Raw genomic sequence first — 20563 nt, 5'->3', positions numbered from 1 at the left:
TCTATCATTGATGTGCGGAAAGGTAAATAGATTTCTTATTTGTAATTATATGATATTGTCCATCCTTATAAAAAGCCGGACACATCGTTCCTTTTTTAAACACTTCCAGAAATTCTTCCATTGTATGTACTTTCTCCGGAAAATAAGTGGCGCATACACCAACTTTCTCCGGTACATGGCAGTCACTGGAACCAAGTGTGAAAAGTCCAAGTTCTTCTGCATATTCAGCAGCCTTATAACATGCTTCAAGCGACGTACTTCCATTCAAGACTTCCAACCCATCCAGTCCGTGCACGGTGCGTAAATTATCTTCCAGTCCTCTGTTATTATTGCGAAATGGATGTGCTGCAAAACACACGCCGCCCTGCGCTTTGACAAGATCAATAAAATCCTGTGCAGGTATCCGTTCTTTCGGATACTCTTCAATTCCAAATGCCACTATATCGCCCTGCAGGGAGAAAAATTCAATTCCTGTAAAGATCGGAAAATTCTCACGTCTGGAATATTCTGCTGCATATTCCTTAAGCCCCATGCTGTCATGATCTGTAATGCAGATTCCGTCCAGTCCTTTTGCCCTGGCGATGCGTACCATCTCATCCAGTTTCAGAAAACTGTCTTTGGAATATGTCATCTCATGCATATGTGTATCGATCAGCATAATCATTTCCTCCCATAGTTGTCTGTTTTTCCAACTGTTCTTCTCTTTCTATTATATAAACTCCTGTCCCGTGCTTCAAATAGAGTTTTTTAATATATATTCATTATTATAGAAGATGTCTATAGGCTTTCTTTTTCTTTTCCTCCATGCTATAATCTTTCATGAATGACTATGCTAACAAATCATGAGAAAGGTTTTTAATTATGTGGATTGCAGATCAATGGAAAGATTATGAAGTAATAGATTGCAGCAAAGGAGAAAAACTGGAACGCTGGGGTGATTTTCTTCTTGTGCGCCCGGATCCGCAGGTAATCTGGGATACCAAAAAGACAAACAGTGGCTGGAAACATCCGAACGGACATTATCACCGCAGTAAAAAAGGCGGTGGCGAATGGGAATTTTTCGATTTGCCAAAACAGTGGCAGATTCATTATAAAGAACTGACATTTAATTTGAAACCGTTCAGCTTCAAACATACCGGACTTTTCCCGGAACAGGCAACCAACTGGGACTGGTTCTCCGATAAAATCAAAAACGCCGGACGGCCGGTAAAAGTTCTGAACCTTTTTGCCTATACCGGAGGCGCTACTCTTGCGGCTGCCGCAGCCGGAGCAAGTGTTACACACGTAGATGCGTCCAAGGGAATGGTTACATGGGCGAAGGAAAATGCAGCATCTTCCGGTTTATCCGATAAACCGATTCGCTGGCTTGTCGATGACTGTGTGAAATTTGTAGAACGTGAGATCCGCCGTGGCAATCACTATGATGCGATCATCATGGATCCACCTTCTTATGGAAGAGGTCCGAAAGGAGAAATCTGGAAAATCGAGGATGCCATTCATCCGCTTATCAAATTATGTACGAAGATACTCTCTGCTGATCCGTTGTTCTTCCTTGTAAATTCCTACACAACCGGTCTGGCACCTGCTGTTCTGACTTATATGATCGCAACAGAACTTGCACCATGGCACGGACATGTAGAATCCCAGGAAATCGGTCTTCCGGTCAGCAGCACCGGCCTTGTCCTCCCTTGCGGAGCATCTGGACGCTGGTCTAAAGAAATATAGCATTTTTGTCCGATATGATGTATGCTATAACTATAAGATGATGTTTGGGAAAATATCCCAGACAAGGACACGAAAGGTTTCTAACGGAGGAGAAAAGATGGAAAAATATGTATGTCAACCTTGCGGCTATGTTTATGATCCGGAAAATGGGGATCCGGACGGAGGTATCGCTCCCGGAACAGCTTTTGAAGATCTGCCGGACGACTGGCTCTGCCCGATCTGTGGTATGGGAAAAGAAGTATTCGCAAAAGAAGACTAATACGGATACGCCGTGTAAACTTGTCAAAAAAACATGGACATAACAAAAGGAGACCAGCTGTATATTGAGAACACCTCAGCATACATCCAGTCTTCTTTTTATTATGTATGAAACACACCATATTGCATAATTTCCCCATGATATCTCATTGGAAAATATAATTCCAAAGAGTTTTTATGATTGAAAATTATACACTCCCCTCTAAAAACGGAATCACTTCCCCAAGATCAGCAAACTTCCGGTAAATCAGCTTTTTTATCTCTTCTGTCGGCTGGAGCAGATCCGGAATCATGATGGTATGTAATCCTGCTGCCACCGCCGACCGGATTCCGCCCGGTGCATCTTCAAATGCCAGTCCGTTTTCCGGACGCAGTGCAATACTCTCACAGGCACGGAGATAGATTTCCGGATCTGGTTTTCCTTTTGTCACCATATCGCCAAATACACCGCCGTCAAACCACTGATAAAGTCCCGCATCCGTCAGCACGCGCTCTGCATACTCCCTGCTTGACGAAGTTGCCACTGCGGTCTTGTAGTCATGCGTCTTTGCATATTCCAGTAACTCTGCTGCTCCTTTTTTCACCGGAAGTCCCTCTGTATCTGTAATCTGATAAAAATATTTGGATGTCAGTTTCTGAAATTCTTCATAAGGAAAATCTGCGCTGATCGCATTTTTAAAATACTGTCTGCGGCTTTTTGCATTCATTCCCAGTGTATGGTAGATCTGCTGCCCCATTCCTTCTATTCCGAGTTCTTTGCCGGACAGCTCCCACGATCTCTGCACAATCCGCTCCGAATCAAGCAGCAGACCGTCCATATCAAATACAAGTCCTTCTATTTTATTTCCATTTATTTTCATGACAATGCTCTCCTGTATCTCCAATTATTACTCATGATAGTTATTTTACATCATTTACCTTAGTTCGATTGTTTTCTATTATACACAATTCTAAATCTAAAGAAAACCTTATGTCTTCCTGAAATTTTTGTGATATCTATTGTATCCATCCGATATAGATACTAAAATGTAAATCGTTTTAGGAGGGATTTTTTATGAGTATGAATACTGCAAATAAGGGAAAAGATATCTTCGACAATGATTTTGAAGTTATCTACGAAGGGGAGCTTCCTGATATTAACATCGATACAGATGATAATTACAAAGACGTACTTTCCAGTCTTTCCGATCTGGATACAACAAAGCATATCGATTATGTGGAAGAAAATTATACTACTTCATTCGATGAAACGCCGGAAGAATATATGAAACGGAAGCGCGGCGGCAAGGTATCCGGCAATGATTCTGACAAAAAACGTTCTTCTGATAAAGGCGGGCGCAAAAAGGGCGGTTTTCATCTGCCAAATTTTCTGTCTCCTTTGAAGAAAGGCGCAGCAACCGGTGGAAAGATCGCTGCTAAAGCAACACGCAAGACGTTGAATCTCCTGCTCCGTGCCGGAACTCTGGTACTCATTGCTATTATTTTCTGCATGCTGGGACTGACATTCTGGAAAAACGCTCCGGCTTACGGAAATATTGCTGCGGCAGTCGCACAGAAGAATTATATTCTGGGTGCTTATCTTGGTGTTGCCTTATTCCTGCTTCTCGTGGAAGCAGTCACATTTTTAATCGTGCTTTTCGGAAGCAGTACTTATGGGAAACGCGGACACCGTTACGATAAAGGCAAAGGCTGGTTTTCTTTCATTTTCATCTATGCAGGTGCATATCTGTCTCTGTATTTTGGAAATCTGATCCCGGCTTCTCCGGCTCCGCTTCAGGGTTTAAAAGGAGCACTGCAACTCTACGGCGGACTTACTTCCGCTCTTCTGCCACTCTGCGCGCTGGGTGTTGTAAGCTGCTTTGTAAGAAAATATGTGATACGATAGTTAGTCAGTTTTCTACAGATGCTATAGTTATTGAATATATTTAATAAAGCAAAAGCAGCTCCATGCTATGAAATCTCAACTGAGATACATAACGCGGAGCTGCTTCTCTTATGTTCCGGGGGAAATGTCCCCTTTTACATATTTACTTTTATTTATCCTTAATTTCTTATCAGTTAATCAATTGAAATGAGTGTACGCCGTGTGTACAACCATTGACATCAACGGTCATGTTATTATACTTTCCGACTTTTTCAGCAATTTCTTCCTTGGAAAGTGTTTGACCAAGGAGTTTTGTTGCTGCTTCTTTCTGTCCTGCAACAGTCTTTAAAAAAAGACCACCACTTTCGTGATGATCTTCTTCGTAATTGATATTATATCATGTAGCAAATGCGGATGACAGGACTTGAACCTGCACGTCGGGGACACCAGATCCTAAGTCTGGCGCGTCTGCCAATTCCGCCACATCCGCATGCAAACTGCCTAAATAATATACTATATTTTCTGTATATTTGTCAACTGGTTTTTTATAATCATCTGTTTCCTGTTATTGCCGGGACATTTCGAAAATTTCCCTTAAATAACCTGATGCTCCATCCATTTTCCACTTTTAAAGCGGATACTGTAAATAATCGCACGGACTGACCAGTCAGTGAACATTCCGATCCATACTGCAATCGGTCCGAACCCGAGCACTCTCGCAAGAAACATCGCAAGTGTAACACGACAAAACCACATGATGAGCGCCGATGTAACCATCGTAAATTTCACATCCCCGGCTGCACGGAAACCGTATGCCGGTATAAATGCCAACGACCACACAATTGGTTTTGCAATGGTGATACAGCCAACCATGAAGATACACATTTTTGCACTCTTTGCTTCCATTCCACCGAAAATCGTAATTGGATGTACGAGCGCAAAGATCAGCAGACAGCTTGCAATCACGACAACTTCTGACACGGCTGTCATCTTCTTAATATAGTAGGCTGCCTCATCTTTTCTTCCGGCTCCCATACATTCTCCGACTACCGTCATCAGTCCGACACCTATTCCAATTGCCAGAATACCATTCAGATTTTCCAGGATATTTGTCATTCCCTGCGCAGCAATTGCGGCCGTCCCCATCATAGACACCGTAGACTGGATTGCCAGTTTACCAAACTGGAACATACTGTTTTCGATTCCCGACGGAATACCAAGATACAGAATCCGGCGGATCTGTGACCAGATAGGGCGAATACTAAGATACCCCCTCAGGCGGATAATAAGTTCCGGACGGCGCAGAAGACACAGCACTGCAATCATCGAAAATGCACGCGACAACATGGTCGCTGTTGCCGAACCGATAACTTCCATATGAAATCCCCATACAAACAGTATATTTAATATGAGATTCAGAATATTTGCACACAGTGAAATCATCATCGGCGTTTTACTGTTTTCCTGTGCACGGAATATGGACGAACCATCATCATACAACGCAATAAACGGATAGGATATCGCTGAAATAATAAAATATTGTCTGGAATATTTCATAACCTGTGGTTCTACTTCTCCAAAGATCAACCGCAGGAGCGGTCCATTTGCTGCCAGACAGATTGCTGCAATCACCACAGACAATACAAATGTGATAAACAGAAGCTGTCTTGCCGCTTCATTTGCTTCTTTTTCTTTTTTGCATCCAAGATATTGGGAACATACAACTGTTCCTCCTGCTGCCAGTGCATAAAACGCCTGAACGATCAGTACGTTGATGGCGTCTACCAGACTGACTGCTGAGATTGCCGCCGAACCCAGATTGCTGACTACCATTGTTCCAACTGTTCCCATCATGGAATTTAGCAACTGATCAAATGCCAACGGTGCCATCAGTTTCCACAATGCTTTATTAGAAAACATGTGTTTTCCCACTTTTTTTCCTTCTTTCTACATAAACAAAAAAACGCAAACCCCAAAGGATTTGCATCTATAATTCAGTGAGCGTGCGGGGATTCGAACCCCGGACAACTTGATTAAAAGTCAAGTGCTCTACCACCTGAGCTACACGCCCATATAACTGGGCTAGTTGGATTCGAACCAACGAATGCAGGAGTCAAAGTCCTGTGCCTTACCGCTTGGCGATAGCCCAATAATACATTCTCTCTTTACAGAAAAAAAGAAAGGTGGGTAATGGGACTCGAACCCATGATATCCAGAACCACAATCTGGCGCGCTAACCAACTGCACCATACCCACCATATATTACTTATCGAACTATAGCTGTCCAACTAAGTACCACATTATTAAATTGTTGTGGTTCTAACGAGCCTGGGGGGATTCGAACCCTCGACCTACGGCTTAGAAGGCCGTTGCTCTATCCAGCTGAGCTACAGACTCTTAAGGATAAGCTCCTCAGAACTATCACTTTCCCAAATGTCTGTTGACACTCGGAAAGCGGGTGATGGGAATCGAACCCACGTATCCAGCTTGGAAGGCTGGTGTTCTACCATTGAACTACACCCGCAAGATTATCGGGGTGACAGGATTCGAACCTGCGACCTCCTGGTCCCAAACCAGGCGCTCTAGCCAAGCTGAGCCACACCCCGATATTGTTTACTTCGTGTCATCTTGTTGTATCTCCGTGACACAATAGCTATTATATAGCAAGGTTCGAATATTGTCAATAACTTTTTTGATTTTTTTTGCAATTTTTTACATGTCTTTTCTTATACATATTTCAGCTCAATCTCCGGCATGCCCGATGCATCAATCTCCATGATCATATAGGTCTTCTGACGCCCACTCTGACGCGGGTAAGAGATACTTCCCGGATTCAATATCGTCACGCCGTCTTCTTCATGCAGCGATGGCTTATGTGTATGTCCATACATCACTATGTCAGCGTCTCTGCCTTTAGCTTCTTTCAGCAAATCACTCTCTCCCATAGATACATAATAATAGTGTCCATGTGTAATGAAAATGTGATTTCCTTCCACAACGAATTCTTCTTCCTGCGGAAGATCACTGAAATAGTCATTATTTCCGGCAACGATATGTACCGGACAGCCCGCCAGTGCTTCTATATAATCAGCCCCGCCTTCCACATCTCCAAGATGGATAAGCATATCAATCGGCTTCTCCCGCTCCAAAACCTGTTCCAGAGATACGTGAGCCTTATGTGTATCACTTACGATCAGTATTTTCATTTCTTCTTATTCTCCAGAATCTCACGCATTTTCCGAAGTCCTTCTCCTCTGTGGCTTCGTCTGTTCTTCTCTTCCGGCGCAAGTTCTGCGCTGGTACATCCACATTCCGGCAGATAGAAAATCGGATCATATCCAAATCCGTTTTCTCCGGCAATCTCATGACCAATAATGCCCTCCATCGTGCCGCGCACAACTTCATGGCTTCCATCCGGAAGTACAGCTGCGATCGCACAGACAAACCGCGCTGTACGTTTTTCGTCCGGCACACCATCCAGACGGTCTAAAAGCGCCTGATTTTTAATATCATAGGAAGTATCCTCTCCCATGTACCGCGCAGAATAGATTCCCGGCTCTTTGTTCAGATAATCGATTTCCAGGCCGGAATCATCTGCCATCACAACTGCTTCTTTGTATTCCGGCATCTCATGTGCGATTTTCGCAATCTCGGATGCTTTGATCAGTGCATTTTCTTCAAATGTAGTTCCATCCTCTACAACATCTGCCTGAATCTCTGCTTCTTTCTGTGAGAGAATCTCCAGTCCCAGACCGTCAAGGATCATACGGACTTCCACCATCTTATGCTCATTTCCTGTTGCAAATATTATTTTCTTCATCTACTGCTCCTCTCTCGGTTTTCTCGGCGGCTTCGGTCCCATAAACTGATAGAAATATGTCTTCAACATTCCATTGTAAATCTTCCGGTTCTTATCCGCTTTCCGCCCGAAATAACGCTGTGCATCTTCATAAGAAGTAATCATGTAAGCCGACCAGCTGTCAAGTCCTGCAAAGCTTTCGCCAAATGCACGATACAGTTCCGGCAGGTCTTTCTTATCTTCCAGACGTTCTCCGTAAGGCGGGTTCGTCACGATAAATCCGTATTTCTTCGGATGGCTTAAGTTTCTTACATCTCTCTCCTGAAAATGGATCAGATGATCCACTCCGGCTTCTCTTGCATTTCTTCTTGCGATCTTAATGACCGATCCATCGATATCATATCCCTGAATGTCCACATCGATATCGTCCTTAATCAGATCATTTGCCTCGTTGATCACGTCATACCACATCTTCTTCGGGATCAGGTTCGTCCACTCTTCTGCCGTGAAGGAACGATTCATTCCCGGCGCGATATTTGCAGCCATCATTGCAGCTTCTATCGGAAATGTTCCACTTCCGCAGAACGGATCTACGAATACACGGTCTTTCTTCCATGGTGTCAGCTTGATGAGTGCTGCTGCCAGAGTCTCCGTGATCGGCGCTTTGCCGGAAACTTCACGGTATCCTCTCTTGTGCAGGGACACACCGGATGTATCGATTCCTACTGTCACGATATCTTTCATCAAAAATACACGTACCGGATAAGAAGCTCCGTCTTCCGGAAACCACTCGATTCCATAATATTCCTGCAGCCGTCTGACCATTGCTTTCTTCATAATAGACTGGATGTCTGACGGGCTGAATAATTTACTCTTAACAGACGCTGCCTTGGCAACCCAGAATTTTCCATTCTTCGGAATATAACGCTCCCACGGCAGGTTCTTTGTCTTGTCAAATAATTCTTCAAATGTTACCGCTTTGAAACTTCCTGCTTTTACAAGGATTCTCTCTGCTGTCCGCAGGAAAATATTGGCACGACAGATTGCGTCTTCATCTCCGTAAAATGTCACTCTTCCATCTTCTACTTCTGCGATATCATAGCCAAGGTCTATGATCTCTCTTTTTAAAACTGCCTCCAACCCAAAATGGCATGGTGCAATCAATTCTATTTTACTCATATATTTCTCCTGTTTCTTCCGTACTTTTCTGTTTGTACTCTTTCTTAGTATATTCTACATAAAAAAAGCGTGCAAGGTTTTTATAACAAAGAATATGACTTTGCATATCTGCCGGAAGATTTTTATATAAAAAAGGCTTCCCTGAAAATACCTGTATCTTCAGGGAAGCCTTTTTGTTTACTTCATTATAAATGACTACCATCATAAAGCGCAAACTGCATCACACATTATTTGATTTTTGCTTTTGCTGCTTTTGACCATGCCGAATAGAGTTTGACACTCTTTCCGCCATATTTCACTGTCTTATAAGTGTGGATTGTTACGCCATTTTCTGATTACTGTCTCTCTTTGTAGCCGTGGCAGTTGCTATCAGAAGAATTTCTATTGGATTCATTCTTGTCGGACTGCCCATATGCATTCTTTTTGGATGCATTCTTATTATATCCGTTTTTGTTAGATGAGTTCTTGTCTGCGATGTTTTTTCCATAAGCATTCTTATCAGATGCATTCATGTTTGATGAGTTTTTTGCCATTTTAAATTCCTCCTAATTCTTTTTTAAGTTACAGGATTATTGTGTCCATCTGCATCTGTTTTATGTATCTTTTTCACAAAAACAAGCTTACAAATATATTAAGATTTTTTTAAGGTTTTTCTTGCTTTTTGACTCTTGCTATATTATACTTAAACTTGTAGAAAGGTTACTTTCTACAACCCCTTATTAATTATTTATACTCCCCTCAAAAGACCGATGGCTCCCCCATCGGTCTTTTACTTTATATTTTTCTTTTTATCACAGGGATTAATCAAATTTTTCTTCTGCTTTCATTTCTTATCTTCGTCTCTGTCCGATTACCCGGAGAATCCACATCAACACAATAAGCGGAAGAACAATCGGCGCAAGAATGCTGATAATCCCTCCGATCACTGCCACGATCAAGACGATAATTCCAACAAGCCCCAGTATCAGAAGCAGTTTCTTCCACCAGCTGTCCAATCCAAATACATGGACATTGCCATATCTATTCTGTTTGCCGGAATCATATTCGCCATTTGCAGTGGTCTCACTTCTGTATTCACCTTCTGTGTACTCCTGGTTCTCCTGTGCATCTATGATCGTACGGGCGATCGCCCATGGATCTCCCAATTCATCTATCACTTCTTTTTCGGATTTTCCTTTCGCTACTTCATCTGTAATATACTGCTTATAATAATTCACATTCTCACTTACAACTGTACCACTTAAGTCATTGCCAAGTGCGGCTCTTAATTTTTCCAGAAATTCCTGTTTTGTCATTCTATTATCTCCTTAATCAGCAAAATGTGCCTAATAAAAAACCTTGCACTTAGGATAGCACATACAAGTTGCCATTCCAAGTGCAAGGTTCTTAAAATTTTCTAATGAATTTATAAAAATCAGGAGTTCATATTTATCGTATCTTTTATCTATCGCAAAACCGATTACACTTCAAAGATCAGATCTCCATATGATGGCATCGGCCATGCTTCTTTGTCTACGATCATTTCCAGTTTGTCAACCGGTGTACGCAGAGTTTCCATTGCAGGTACTACATCGAAGTGATAGAATCTTGCCTGCTCTTCACCTTCATCCATAGCTGCTGCCTTATCAGTTACAGCACTGAGTGCATCCAGTGCGCTCTTTGTCGCAGCCAGGAGATCACTTGTCTCTTTCAGCAGTCCAGCCTGTACGGAAGCGTCTACTCCTGCTTCTTTCACTGCAAGTACTGTATCTGCCAGAGATTTTGTATATTTGATAACAGCCGGGATGATCTGTTTGCTTGCCATGTCGATCATTGTACGTGCTTCAATGTTGATAGCCTTTGAGTAGTTCTCATACTTAATCTCTACACGTGACTCAAGCTCTGCCTTTGTGAATACTTTAAACTTCTCAAACATAGATACTGTATCTTCTGTTACCAGTGCCGGTACAGCTTCTACCATAGATTTGATGTTCGGAAGTCCTCTTCTCTCAGCTTCTTCTACCCATGCATCTGCATATCCGTTACCATTGAAAATGATTCTCTGGTGCTCTGTTGCATATTTCTTGATCAGATCATGTACTGCCATATCGAAGTCATCTGCTTTCTCCAGGACATCACACGCCTCTGCAAATGCTTCTGCTACGATTGTGTTAAGTACAACGTTTGATCCGGAAATAGAATCTCTTGATCCTACCATACGGAACTCAAATTTGTTACCTGTAAATGCAAACGGCGATGTACGGTTACGGTCTGTTGCATCTTTTGCAAGATCCGGAAGTGTACTTACACCTGTCTCCAGTCTTCCACCTTTCAGACTGTGTGTAGCTTCTCCGGTATCTACGAGCTGGCGGATTACATCTTCAAGCTGATCTCCAAGGAAAATAGAGATGATAGCCGGAGGTGCCTCGTTTGCTCCCAGTCTGTGATCATTTCCTACATCTGCTGCAGATTCACGAAGCAGTGCTGCGTGTTTGTCTACTGCTTTCAAGATACATGTCAGCACCAGTAAGAACTGTACGTTCTCATGAGGTGTCTTGCCTGGCTCTAACAGGTTCTTACCATCATCTGTAGTCAGTGACCAGTTGTTATGTTTACCGGATCCGTTGACACCTGCAAATGGTTTCTCATGAAGCAGGCATTTCATTCCATGCTGGCATGCAATTCTCTTCAATGTCTGCATTACCAGGTGGTTGTGGTCAACAGCTACATTTGCTTCACCGTAAATCGGTGCAAGCTCATGCTGTGCCGGTGCAACTTCGTTGTGCTGTGTCTTGGATGCAACTCCAACTTTCCACAGTTCAATATTGACGTCCTTCATAAATCCGGCAATTCTCTGACGGATGGTTCCGAAATAGTGATCGTCCATCTCCTGTCCTTTTGGAGGCATCGCTCCAAATAAAGTACGTCCTGCATAAATAAGGTCTTTTCTCTGCTCAAACTTTTCAGCATCTACAAGGAAATACTCCTGCTCTGCTCCAACAGAAGGAGTTACTTTCTTAGCTGTTGTATTGCCAAATAAACGAAGCAGTCTCAGTGACTGTTCATTGATTGCCTGCATAGAACGCAGAAGCGGTGTCTTCTGGTCAAGTGCTTCTCCTTTGTAAGAGCAGAATGCTGTCGGAATACAAAGTGTAGCGCCTGCTGCATCATGTCTTACAAATGCCGGTGAAGTACAGTCCCATGCTGTATATCCTCTTGCCTCGAATGTTGCTCTAAGTCCTCCGGATGGGAATGAAGATGCATCCGGCTCTCCTTTGATCAGTTCTTTTCCGGAAAAGCTCATCAGCACTTTTCCGTTCGGCAGTGGTGCAGAAATAAAAGAATCATGTTTCTCAGCGGTAGCTCCTGTAAGGGGCTGGAACCAGTGTGTATAATGTGTAGCTCCTTTCTCAATCGCCCACTCTTTCATCTCGTGAGCAATTACATCTGCTGTTGCAAGGTCTAATTCTTTTCCCTCTTCGATAATCTTCTTCAGATCCTTATAGACCTTCTTTGGCAAACGCTCTTGCATGACAGTATCGTTAAATACATCTTCCCCAAAAATCTCAGCTACTTTCAATGCTTCACTCATGTCTTTTCGTTTCCTTTCTTAATCGTGTCTTGTTGTCTGTATTCAAATATTGTTGAATATGTAAGAAAAAGGCACTCCAACTTTCATTGGAACGCCTTTGTTCTCGCTACGCCTGTTAGTATAACTCAATTGTCTGAAAAAGGCAAGTATAAATTGAAATTATTCTGCTTTTCCAACAGATCCGAATAATTCCATCTTCTCCTTGACAGTTTCGATGATTGCTTCGTATCCTGGTTTTAAAAGCTTACGAGGATCATAGCCTTTTCCTTCCTGATCTTTACCCGCCTCGATATATTTGCGTGTTGCATCAGCAAATGAAAGCTGGCACTCTGTATTAACATTGATCTTAGCTACTCCGAGATCAATTGCCTTTTTGATCATGTCATCCGGAATTCCTGTTCCACCATGAAGTACCAGTGGCAGTTTTCCTGTCAGCTTCTGGATTGCATCCAGAGTCTCAAAACTTAATCCAGCCCAGTTTGCAGGATATTTTCCGTGAATGTTACCGATACCTGCTGCAAGCATTGTAACACCAAGATCTGCGATCTGCTTACATTCGTTCGGATCAGCACACTCACCCTGTCCGATAACTCCGTCTTCTTCTCCGCCGATAGAACCAACTTCTGCTTCCAGAGAGATTCCTTTCTTGTTGCAGACTTCAATCAGTTCTTTTGTCTTTGCAACGTTCTCTTCGATTGGATATTTAGATCCGTCAAACATGATAGAAGAGAATCCAGCCTCGATACACTTATAACTTCCTTCGTAAGTACCGTGATCCAGATGTAAAGCAACCGGAACAGTTGTTCCAAGCTCACCCATCATAGCTTCTACCATAGCAGCAACTGTCTTGAATCCAGTCATGTACTTTCCTGCTCCTTCAGATACTCCAAGGATTACCGGAGATTTCATCTCTTCAGCCGCATTCAGTACTGCTTTTGTCCACTCCAGATTGTTGATGTTGAACTGACCTACTGCATAGTGACCTTCAACTGCTTTTTCAAGCATCTCTTTTGCTGATACTAACATATCATATTCCTCCAATTCTTCAATTCACATTTCATTTTTTTATTATAGACCATTACTTTCAAAAAAACAAGGACAAAGAAATCAGCATTCCCGCACTCAGAAACGGGCCAAGCGGGATACTCGACTTCCGTTTCACCTTTTTGCACAAAAGCATCACGATTGTCCAGATTCCTGCCAGCAAAATGCCAGTAAAAAACGCTTGCCAGATTCCATTTGCACCAAATAAACTCCCACCTGCTGCCATTAATTTTACATCTCCGCCACCAACAGCACCCGGCTTCCATGCTGCCAGCAGAAGTAACGGCACACTGACAGCAAACACTCCAATGCACACCGCCTGACACGAAAGTTCAGGGCAGAGCGTCCGGTACGCTGCCGCCAGCGCTCCAAATACCAGCACGGAACGATTTGAAATTCTGTGTGTACGCGCGTCCTGTCCGGCAATCCACACCAGACAGGTGGCAAGCAGATACAGCATAAACCATCTGCACAAATATATTTTTGAAAATATCATCATAAAATTATATCTCCTTTTACTACATTATATGGTGCCAGGTCAAAAGCCTGACATCACGATGTGCTTGCACATGAGTGGTTTTATGGCTTAGCGCCCCTAACATCAATTATATTTATCTGTATGAAAGTAAAAATGTACTATTGCAATGTCATAATTTCAGGAATTATGCAGGCTGAACTGCCTGACTTGATATTGTAGATATATAAAACAAAACCGGAATTCATAATGAACTCCGGTTTCATACTGAGTGACTCCCAGGGGAATCGAACCCCTGATTCCAGCGTGAGAGGCTAGCGTCTTGACCGCTTGACCAGGGAGCCTTGCTCTTTCGTACTTGCCTAGTATAGCAAACATTCTATAAATAAGCAAGTACTTTTTTTCATTTTTTATGTTTTTTTGCAATTTTTTCTACAGCCCTGCATTTTTCGGCTGCTTTCGCTAGTTTTCTTTCTTGTGATTCACAGACAATTTCTTCATTTCATCTTCCGGAACCATTAGATGTAACTGTTTCTGCAAATTCTCAATGACAACTTCATCATGGCTTCCGCCATACTCCCCATCCAATGTCCATGGGATCTCTTCAATCGACTCAAATGTGATCTTGCCTGTCTTGAATGTGTACATATGCTTTGTGTCCACCTGTTCGATCAGAAGTGATGCGATGATCTCCTGTAAAGCAATTGGATTCTTCGGTGTCTTAATCAATGTAACTTCAAACAGACCGTCGTCAAATGCGACTTCCTTTCCTATCATATTGCGGAAACCGCCTACAGATCTGGAATTTGTTACCATTCCGAATACAAATTCGTCCTCGATCACCTCTCCGTCATGTTCTACTTTGATCCGGTAAGACGGAATGTTAAACAGACGCTTCGTTCCTTCCAGAAGGTATGCAAGATGTCCGAGCACGTTCTTCAATTCCTGCTTTGTCTCATAAGATACATCCGTAAATAAACCAAACGCGGCAATATAGACGAAAATACCGTCATTGAATTTACCGACATCACAGCAGAATTCGGAACCATTCACTGCATTGTCCGCAGCTTTCAGAACATCTTTCGGAATATGCAGGCTGTTCGCAAAGTCATTCGTTGTTCCAGCCGGAATATATCCGATCGGATCTCGGTCTTCACGTTTCATCATTCCGGTCACAACTTCATCCAATGTTCCGTCACCTCCGCTGCACACAACCAAATCATATGTACTGGCATCATATTCGGATATTTTCTTATATGCGTCATGATATGCCTGCGTCGGATAGATCACCACTTCATAACCTGCTTTCACAAAAATATCTACAACGTCTGACACCTTTGGTGCGAGCATGCCTTTGCCGGCATGCGGATTATATACAAACAGTAATCTTTTCATACTCCGCTCTCCTTTCACTCGTCTGAAAAAGAGTTCCTTAACCGGAACTCTTTTCTTATGTCTTATATTATCATTATGTATGATTATTTGTTAGCAACGAGGAATGCTTCCACACCTGCTACTGCCTCGGATTCATCCTCTCCGTCTGCTGCAACAGTAATCGCCGTTCCTTCTGAAAGATTCAGGCTCATCATTCCCATAATACTCTTTGCGTTAATCTTCTTATCATCCATCTCGATATATACCTGACTCTTATACTGGCTCGCTTCCTGCACAAGGTGTGCAATCGGTCTTGTTTCCATATCCATGCTGTTTCGAATCGTAACAGGCTTCTTAATCATAGTGTTGCTCCTCCTTATTTTCCCTTAACTTATTCGCTATCTCACTTAATTTCCTCAGTCTGTGATTCACACCTGATTTTCCTACAGGTTCACGTAACAGACTTCCCAGCTCCTTCAGTGCTGCATCCGGATATGCCAGACGTGTAAGGGCGACGTCTTTCAACCCATCCGGCAATTCATCAAAACCAATCGTATCCCGGATATATGCAATATCCTCCATCTGCCTTACTGCGGCAGAAACGGTTTTGTTAATATTAGCAGTTTCGCAATTCACTTTCCTGTTGACGGCATTACGCATCTCTTTCAGGATCCGGACATTCTCCAGCTCCAGTAATGCAACATGCGCCTCCATAACATTCAGCATATCCACAATCTGGGAACCTTCCTTCAGATATACAACATGCATTCGCTTCCGCTGTACAATCTTCGCATCGGTTCCGAAGCTGTTCATCAGAGTCTTCAGATGCTCTGCCCGTTCTTCCTGCGCACATACAATCTCCAGATGGTATGACTTCGTAGGATCACTCATTGATCCCGCCGCAAGAAATGCGCCCCGAATATAGGCTCTTTTACAACAGACTGCCTGAACGTCCGCATTCTTTACCGCAAGGAGTTCTTCTCCCCTCCAGAAAAGATGATAACTCCAGTTGTCCTTTCCTGCATGTCTGCGAATTACGATATCAGTCTTTATATTAAATGTTTTTCTCATTAATGTAAAGCATTTTCTTGCAACTGGATAATTTTCCGTGTCCACCTGCAAAGTGATTCTGCCCTTAAAATCTTCCGAAAAATGCCCACACATTTGCACAATTGCAGAAAGTTCTGCAAGATTGCAATGTCTTGCATCCGTCGAATGTTCTGCCAGTTCTTCTTTTATTTTCCCGGAAAATGACATTTCCTGCTCCTATCTTGCTTTCGTTTTAGCATCCTTTTCAATGTCTCTGTGTTCGATTCTAACACCATAGTTTTCTTCATTTTCCTGAAGTGTTTCATATAATGCATTCGCCAGAGTTACGGATCTGTGTTTTCCACCGGTACAACCGATTCCGATCACAAGCTGCGTCTTTCCTTCTGCCACGTAATTCGGAATCAGAAATTCAATCATGTCTGTCAGTTTCTCCAAAAATTCCCAAGATTTCTCATTTTCCATAACATAATCTCTGACTTCTTTGTCATTACCGCTCTTTGAACGTAATTCTTCTATATAATATGGGTTTGGCAGAAAACGGACATCAAATACAAGATCTGCATCACTTGGGATTCCGTATTTAAATCCAAAAGACAGAACTGTTATGTATAAGTTCTTGTATTCCTTGTTTTCTACGAAAATTTTATTCAGTTCGCCTTTTAATTCGCGCGTCAGCATATGGCTCGTATCCAACAGGTAATTTGCCTTCTTCTTAAGAAAGCTTAATTTTTCACGTTCCTCGGCAATTCCTTTGTCCACTCTCTGGCTGCTGCCGGACAATGGATGAAAACGTCTTGTCTCTTTATATCGTTTGATCAGCACATCGTCACTGGATTCCAGGAACAGAATCTCATAAGTAAGTCCTGCTTCATCCAGCTCACTAAGTACACGCTCCAGTTCTTTGAAACTCTGACCGCTACGGATATCCACGCCAAGCGCCGCCTTATTCATCTCTGTACCCGGCACACTTAAAAGCTCTGCAAATTTTGGAATCAATGGCACCGGCAGATTATCTGCGCAAAAATAACCCATATCTTCCAGCATCTTAAGCGCTGTACTTTTTCCTGCTCCCGACATACCCGTTACAATCACAAATCTCATACTAGAACTCTCCTAATCTTTTTACTTCCGGCTCTAATTTCACGCCGAACTTTTCCTCCACTCTGTCTGACACCTGCTGCATCAGTTCTACGATATCTGCTGCTGTCGCATGATCCTTATTAATAACAAATCCGCAATGTTTTTCGGAAACCTGTGCGCCTCCTACCCGAAAGCCACGGAGATCTGCATCCTGGATCAGTTTTCCGGCGAAATATCCTTCCGGTCGCTTAAATGTACTTCCGGCACTCGGATATTCCAGCGGCTGTTTTGTAATGCGCTTTTCCTTCAGCTCATCCATGTAAGCCCTGATCTCATCTGCATTTCCACTCTTAAGTTCAAGAACTGCCTCTATGACAATGTAGCCTTTTTTTGCGATTACGCTTGTACGGTATCCCAGTTCCAGCTCTTCCTTCGGAATCGTAAGGAATTCTCCCTCATCCGTCAAAACTGTCACTTCCTTCAGAACATCTTTCATCTCACCACCGTATGCTCCGGCGTTCATCACACAGGCGCCGCCGAGCGTTCCCGGAATTCCTGCCGCAAATTCAAATCCCGTAAGACTTTGCTCCAGCGCTTTCGCTGCAACCTGTGAAAGCAGTGCTCCCGCCTGTGCGCAGATTACATTTCCCTCGCAGGTAATCTCATTCATCTCTTTGAAAATCTGGATTACAACGCCTCTGTAGCCTTTGTCTCCGACCAGAAGATTACTTCCATTTCCAATTATATAATAAGGAACATTCTCCGCTTTACAGCATGTAATAACCTGTAAAAGTTCTTCCTTTGTCTTCGGTACCACGTATACGTCTGCCGGGCCACCTACCCGGAACGTAATATGATTCTTCATCGGTTCGTCTGCTTTCACCTGTGCAGACGAAAGAATCTGTTTCAATTTATCATATATATTCTGATTCATCTATGATTTCTCCTTATAAAATAGAGTTTGTCTTTTATTCCTTGTACATCATACAATAAATAAACTGCAAATTCAACGAACTCTTGCAAAATACCATGAAATGCGCTATATTAGTGCCATATACAAACCAAAAGGAGTGATATTTAAATTGGGTTCGGATGACGCCATACAATTTATAATTCTGATAATTCTGCTGCTTCTGTCGGGGTTCTTTTCTTCCGCAGAAACGGCTCTTACAACTGCAAGTCAGATTCGCATGCGCACATTGGAAGAAGAAGGCAATAAGCGCGCGAAGACTGTACTTCGTATCACGGAAAATTCCAGCAAATTGCTAAGTACAATCCTCATTGGAAATAATATCGTGAATACGGCTGCCGCTTCTCTGGCAACAACTATTGCCTACAAGCTGGGCGGATCTATGGTCGCTGTCGCAAGTGCGATCATTACAGTGCTGATTCTTCTGTTCGGAGAAATCACGCCAAAGACAACTGCGACTGTTTACGCGGAGAAGATTTCTCTGCTTTATTCACCTGTCATCAGCTTTCTCATGAAAGTCATGACACCGGTTATTTTCATCATCAATGGACTGTCCTCTTTGATTCTTCTTATTTTTCATATCGATCCAAATGCGAAGAATCGTACAATGACTGAAAATGAACTTCGTACCATTGTAAATGTCAGCCATGAGGAAGGAGTTATTGAATCCGATGAGAAAGAAATGATCTACAACGTGGTTGATTTAGGAGATGCGAAGGCAAAAGATGTTATGGTACCGCGTGTACATGTAACATTTGCAGATGTGGAATCGACTTACGAAGAACTGATTGAGATTTTCCGAGAAGATAAATTTACAAGACTTCCGATTTTTGAAGATACAACCGACAATGTGATCGGTACAATCAATATGAAGGATCTTCTTTTATATGATAATACGAAAGAATTTCATATCCGTGATATTTTAAGAGAAGCATATTTCACTTATGAGTATAAGAATATTTCCGAACTTCTCGTTGAGATGCGAGAATCCTCTTTCAATATCGCCATCGTTCTGGATGAGTATGGCGAAACTTCCGGTCTGATTACACTTGAAGACATTCTGGAGGAGATCGTCGGTGAAATCCACGATGAATATGATGAAAATGAAGAAGATTTCGTACAGGAAGTCGGCGAACGGGAGTACCTGATTGAAGGTTCCACGAATCTGGATGACTTAAATGACCGTCTGGATCTTGATCTTACTTCAGAAGATTATGATTCCCTCGGTGGATTTATCATCGAACATCTGGATCGTCTTCCGGAAGTCGGAGATTCAATCACAACGGAAGATGGTATCCGTCTTATTGTCGAAAAACTAGACAAAAACCGTATCGAAACTGTCCATGCTTACTTGCCGGAACCACAGCCGGAAGAAGAGGGCGAAGAAGATTAGGGCAAAATTAAGAGGTGGATTATTCCACCTCTTCTCCTGCTAATTTCAGAATATCTGCGATCTCTGCTTCTGTAATTCCAAGCTTATCTGCAACTTCATCCACTGCAACTTTTCTTCCATTCTCCTCGGTCATATCACGGATCGCCTGATCCAGATCTGAGACTTTCTCTACCATGCGGTGATCTCTTCTCGTTGTCTCATCCTGTGACTCCAGAAGTACATCGATTCCTGCCCGTACTTTTTCCATAATCTTCTCTTCTTCCTCTGTCTGGGAAAGGGCGAGTACCAGACTTAAACTTCCTTCCTGTATCATATCTCCAAGGAATACATTACCGCGATGCATTTTCAATGCTTCATCCACGATCTTCGGAAGATAGTAAGCCATCTTCTCTTCCATCGGTTCTTTTGCCGTTTTCTTCTGTATCTCTTCGATACTTCTGCGGTATTCCACGAGATATGCCTGTTCTTCTGTACTGAGTTTTGTCGGCTCTTCCGCCATTCTCACTACGCCCGACTTCTTCTGATAACCATAAACCGATACTTTCTGAGACAACAGATAATCACACACAAGATCAATCTGCTCTTCGGAAAGTCCGTCTTCTGAGAAAAACTTCTCGACTTCCTCTTTCTGCATCTCGCCGCCCTGTGCAACTGCTTCTTTTAATATATCACCTAATTTTTCTTTAAACTCTAAACGACCTGCCATATATGCCTCCGCTTTTATATTATTTCCTGATATGTGTATCAATCGTATCAATAATAACATAAAAGCCGGTGGCGC

Annotated in this window: 21 protein-coding genes and 8 tRNA genes; 4 read left to right on the top strand and 25 right to left on the bottom strand. The window is 42.7% G+C overall.

Translation table 11 applies throughout. From position 1 onward, the window contains the following. Nucleotides 1–4: 4 nt before the first annotated feature. On the bottom strand, nt 5–658 hold the full coding sequence (locus DW125_RS07960) for a PHP domain-containing protein (protein ID WP_117537773.1): 654 nt from the start codon (nt 656–658) through the stop codon (nt 5–7). Nucleotides 659–861: 203 nt separating this feature from the next. Here DW125_RS07960 and DW125_RS07955 point away from each other — a divergent pair, with 203 nt between their 5' ends. After that, entirely contained in the window at nt 862–1725 is an 864-nt protein-coding gene (locus DW125_RS07955; RefSeq protein ID WP_021859794.1) for a class I SAM-dependent methyltransferase, read from the top strand. Nucleotides 1726–1822: 97 nt separating this feature from the next. Continuing rightward, complete coding sequence (rd, locus tag DW125_RS07950) at nt 1823–1984, top strand: rubredoxin (RefSeq protein WP_117537772.1); 162 nt, start codon at nt 1823–1825, stop codon at nt 1982–1984. Between the two features lie 187 nt (nt 1985–2171). Here the strand turns inward: rd and DW125_RS07945 are convergent, their stop codons facing one another. Then, nucleotides 2172–2843 (bottom strand): HAD family hydrolase, encoded by a 672-nt coding sequence (locus DW125_RS07945; protein WP_117537771.1) that lies wholly within the window; start codon nt 2841–2843, stop codon nt 2172–2174. A 194-nt stretch (nt 2844–3037) separates the two neighbouring features. Here DW125_RS07945 and DW125_RS07940 point away from each other — a divergent pair, with 194 nt between their 5' ends. Then, nucleotides 3038–3868, top strand: a complete 831-nt coding sequence (locus DW125_RS07940; RefSeq protein ID WP_117537770.1) for a hypothetical protein — start codon at nt 3038–3040, stop codon at nt 3866–3868. Nucleotides 3869–4256: 388 nt separating this feature from the next. On the opposite strand, the gene DW125_RS07935 is transcribed toward DW125_RS07940, so the two are convergent. The 22 genes from DW125_RS07935 to murB all read right to left on the bottom strand — a co-directional run bounded on the left by DW125_RS07935 (nt 4257) and on the right by murB (nt 18353). Continuing rightward, a tRNA-Leu gene (locus DW125_RS07935) sits at nt 4257–4337 on the bottom strand. Between the two features lie 104 nt (nt 4338–4441). Continuing rightward, nucleotides 4442–5767, bottom strand: coding sequence for an MATE family efflux transporter (locus DW125_RS07930; protein WP_021859798.1), 1326 nt, complete (start codon nt 5765–5767; stop codon nt 4442–4444). Nucleotides 5768–5845: 78 nt separating this feature from the next. Continuing rightward, a tRNA-Lys gene (locus DW125_RS07925) sits at nt 5846–5918 on the bottom strand. Nucleotides 5919–5924: 6 nt separating this feature from the next. Beyond that, a tRNA-Gln gene (locus tag DW125_RS07920) sits at nt 5925–5996 on the bottom strand. 33 nt (nt 5997–6029) lie between these two features. Beyond that, nucleotides 6030–6103 (bottom strand) — tRNA-His (locus DW125_RS07915). Between the two features lie 67 nt (nt 6104–6170). Continuing rightward, a tRNA-Arg gene (locus tag DW125_RS07910) sits at nt 6171–6244 on the bottom strand. 56 nt (nt 6245–6300) lie between these two features. After that, nucleotides 6301–6371, bottom strand: a tRNA-Gly gene (locus DW125_RS07905). A 7-nt stretch (nt 6372–6378) separates the two neighbouring features. After that, nucleotides 6379–6453, bottom strand: a tRNA-Pro gene (locus DW125_RS07900). A gap of 120 nt (nt 6454–6573) precedes the next feature. Then, on the bottom strand, nt 6574–7053 hold the full coding sequence (locus tag DW125_RS07895) for a metallophosphoesterase family protein (RefSeq protein WP_021860180.1): 480 nt from the start codon (nt 7051–7053) through the stop codon (nt 6574–6576). Continuing rightward, a complete protein-coding gene (gene rdgB / locus DW125_RS07890) occupies nt 7050–7667 on the bottom strand; it encodes an RdgB/HAM1 family non-canonical purine NTP pyrophosphatase (protein ID WP_021860179.1) in 618 nt (205 codons plus the stop codon). Before rdgB ends, DW125_RS07895 begins: the two co-directional genes overlap by 4 nt. Then, nucleotides 7668–8825, bottom strand: a complete 1158-nt coding sequence (locus DW125_RS07885; protein WP_021860178.1) for a THUMP domain-containing class I SAM-dependent RNA methyltransferase — start codon at nt 8823–8825, stop codon at nt 7668–7670. 335 nt (nt 8826–9160) lie between these two features. Beyond that, complete coding sequence (locus tag DW125_RS07875) at nt 9161–9358, bottom strand: hypothetical protein (RefSeq protein WP_021860176.1); 198 nt, start codon at nt 9356–9358, stop codon at nt 9161–9163. A gap of 297 nt (nt 9359–9655) precedes the next feature. After that, complete coding sequence (locus DW125_RS07870; RefSeq protein WP_021860175.1) at nt 9656–10120, bottom strand: DUF1700 domain-containing protein; 465 nt, start codon at nt 10118–10120, stop codon at nt 9656–9658. A 164-nt stretch (nt 10121–10284) separates the two neighbouring features. Continuing rightward, on the bottom strand, nt 10285–12396 hold the full coding sequence (locus DW125_RS07865; protein WP_021860174.1) for a glutamine synthetase III family protein: 2112 nt from the start codon (nt 12394–12396) through the stop codon (nt 10285–10287). A 159-nt stretch (nt 12397–12555) separates the two neighbouring features. Continuing rightward, the gene (fba, locus tag DW125_RS07860) at nt 12556–13422 is read right to left on the bottom strand and encodes a class II fructose-1,6-bisphosphate aldolase (protein ID WP_021860173.1); all 867 of its coding nucleotides are present in this window, start codon (nt 13420–13422) and stop codon (nt 12556–12558) included. Nucleotides 13423–13480: 58 nt separating this feature from the next. Next, nucleotides 13481–13939 (bottom strand): prepilin peptidase, encoded by a 459-nt coding sequence (locus DW125_RS07855; protein WP_021860172.1) that lies wholly within the window; start codon nt 13937–13939, stop codon nt 13481–13483. Between the two features lie 248 nt (nt 13940–14187). Beyond that, nucleotides 14188–14259: transfer RNA gene (locus tag DW125_RS07850), tRNA-Glu, on the bottom strand. Between the two features lie 118 nt (nt 14260–14377). Beyond that, nucleotides 14378–15310 carry a diacylglycerol/lipid kinase family protein gene (locus tag DW125_RS07845; protein WP_021860171.1) on the bottom strand — a complete coding sequence of 311 codons (933 nt, stop codon included), beginning with the start codon at nt 15308–15310 and terminating at the stop codon, nt 14378–14380. 83 nt (nt 15311–15393) lie between these two features. Further along, the gene (locus DW125_RS07840; RefSeq protein WP_021860170.1) at nt 15394–15651 is read right to left on the bottom strand and encodes an HPr family phosphocarrier protein; all 258 of its coding nucleotides are present in this window, start codon (nt 15649–15651) and stop codon (nt 15394–15396) included. Continuing rightward, nucleotides 15644–16546 (bottom strand): DNA-binding protein WhiA, encoded by a 903-nt coding sequence (whiA, locus tag DW125_RS07835; protein ID WP_021860169.1) that lies wholly within the window; start codon nt 16544–16546, stop codon nt 15644–15646. The genes DW125_RS07840 and whiA overlap by 8 nt, the downstream gene beginning before the upstream one ends. A 9-nt stretch (nt 16547–16555) precedes the next feature. Further along, nucleotides 16556–17440, bottom strand: a complete 885-nt coding sequence (gene rapZ, locus DW125_RS07830; protein WP_021860168.1) for an RNase adapter RapZ — start codon at nt 17438–17440, stop codon at nt 16556–16558. 1 nt (nt 17441) lies between these two features. Next, the gene (murB, locus tag DW125_RS07825) at nt 17442–18353 is read right to left on the bottom strand and encodes a UDP-N-acetylmuramate dehydrogenase (protein ID WP_021860167.1); all 912 of its coding nucleotides are present in this window, start codon (nt 18351–18353) and stop codon (nt 17442–17444) included. A 148-nt stretch (nt 18354–18501) separates the two neighbouring features. Here murB and DW125_RS07820 point away from each other — a divergent pair, with 148 nt between their 5' ends. Beyond that, nucleotides 18502–19782, top strand: a complete 1281-nt coding sequence (locus tag DW125_RS07820; RefSeq protein WP_021860166.1) for an HlyC/CorC family transporter — start codon at nt 18502–18504, stop codon at nt 19780–19782. Nucleotides 19783–19801: 19 nt separating this feature from the next. On the opposite strand, the gene DW125_RS07815 is transcribed toward DW125_RS07820, so the two are convergent. Continuing rightward, the gene (locus DW125_RS07815) at nt 19802–20488 is read right to left on the bottom strand and encodes a sigma-70 domain-containing protein (RefSeq protein WP_021860165.1); all 687 of its coding nucleotides are present in this window, start codon (nt 20486–20488) and stop codon (nt 19802–19804) included. Nucleotides 20489–20563 lie beyond the last annotated feature (75 nt).

This window comes from Dorea sp. AM10-31, from assembly GCF_003435815.1.
In the GTDB taxonomy this organism is placed as follows: domain Bacteria; phylum Bacillota; class Clostridia; order Lachnospirales; family Lachnospiraceae; genus Dorea_D; species Dorea_D hominis.
The sequence above is the reverse complement of the archived record's forward strand: the minus strand, read 5'-3'. Positions and strand labels throughout refer to the sequence as shown.

Coding starts and splice junctions, on each gene's coding strand:
- DW125_RS07960 (WP_117537773.1), bottom strand. CDS start 658: ATGCTGATCGATACACATATGCATGAGATGACATATTCCAAAGACAGT.
- DW125_RS07955 (WP_021859794.1), top strand. CDS start 862: ATGTGGATTGCAGATCAATGGAAAGATTATGAAGTAATAGATTGCAGC.
- rd (WP_117537772.1), top strand. CDS start 1,823: ATGGAAAAATATGTATGTCAACCTTGCGGCTATGTTTATGATCCGGAA.
- DW125_RS07945 (WP_117537771.1), bottom strand. CDS start 2,843: ATGAAAATAAATGGAAATAAAATAGAAGGACTTGTATTTGATATGGAC.
- DW125_RS07940 (WP_117537770.1), top strand. CDS start 3,038: ATGAGTATGAATACTGCAAATAAGGGAAAAGATATCTTCGACAATGAT.
- DW125_RS07930 (WP_021859798.1), bottom strand. CDS start 5,767: ATGTTTTCTAATAAAGCATTGTGGAAACTGATGGCACCGTTGGCATTT.
- DW125_RS07895 (WP_021860180.1), bottom strand. CDS start 7,053: ATGAAAATACTGATCGTAAGTGATACACATAAGGCTCACGTATCTCTG.
- rdgB (WP_021860179.1), bottom strand. CDS start 7,667: ATGAAGAAAATAATATTTGCAACAGGAAATGAGCATAAGATGGTGGAA.
- DW125_RS07885 (WP_021860178.1), bottom strand. CDS start 8,825: ATGAGTAAAATAGAATTGATTGCACCATGCCATTTTGGGTTGGAGGCA.
- DW125_RS07875 (WP_021860176.1), bottom strand. CDS start 9,358: ATGGCAAAAAACTCATCAAACATGAATGCATCTGATAAGAATGCTTAT.
- DW125_RS07870 (WP_021860175.1), bottom strand. CDS start 10,120: ATGACAAAACAGGAATTTCTGGAAAAATTAAGAGCCGCACTTGGCAAT.
- DW125_RS07865 (WP_021860174.1), bottom strand. CDS start 12,396: ATGAGTGAAGCATTGAAAGTAGCTGAGATTTTTGGGGAAGATGTATTT.
- fba (WP_021860173.1), bottom strand. CDS start 13,422: ATGTTAGTATCAGCAAAAGAGATGCTTGAAAAAGCAGTTGAAGGTCAC.
- DW125_RS07855 (WP_021860172.1), bottom strand. CDS start 13,939: ATGATGATATTTTCAAAAATATATTTGTGCAGATGGTTTATGCTGTAT.
- DW125_RS07845 (WP_021860171.1), bottom strand. CDS start 15,310: ATGAAAAGATTACTGTTTGTATATAATCCGCATGCCGGCAAAGGCATG.
- DW125_RS07840 (WP_021860170.1), bottom strand. CDS start 15,651: ATGATTAAGAAGCCTGTTACGATTCGAAACAGCATGGATATGGAAACA.
- whiA (WP_021860169.1), bottom strand. CDS start 16,546: ATGTCATTTTCCGGGAAAATAAAAGAAGAACTGGCAGAACATTCGACG.
- rapZ (WP_021860168.1), bottom strand. CDS start 17,440: ATGAGATTTGTGATTGTAACGGGTATGTCGGGAGCAGGAAAAAGTACA.
- murB (WP_021860167.1), bottom strand. CDS start 18,353: ATGAATCAGAATATATATGATAAATTGAAACAGATTCTTTCGTCTGCA.
- DW125_RS07815 (WP_021860165.1), bottom strand. CDS start 20,488: ATGGCAGGTCGTTTAGAGTTTAAAGAAAAATTAGGTGATATATTAAAA.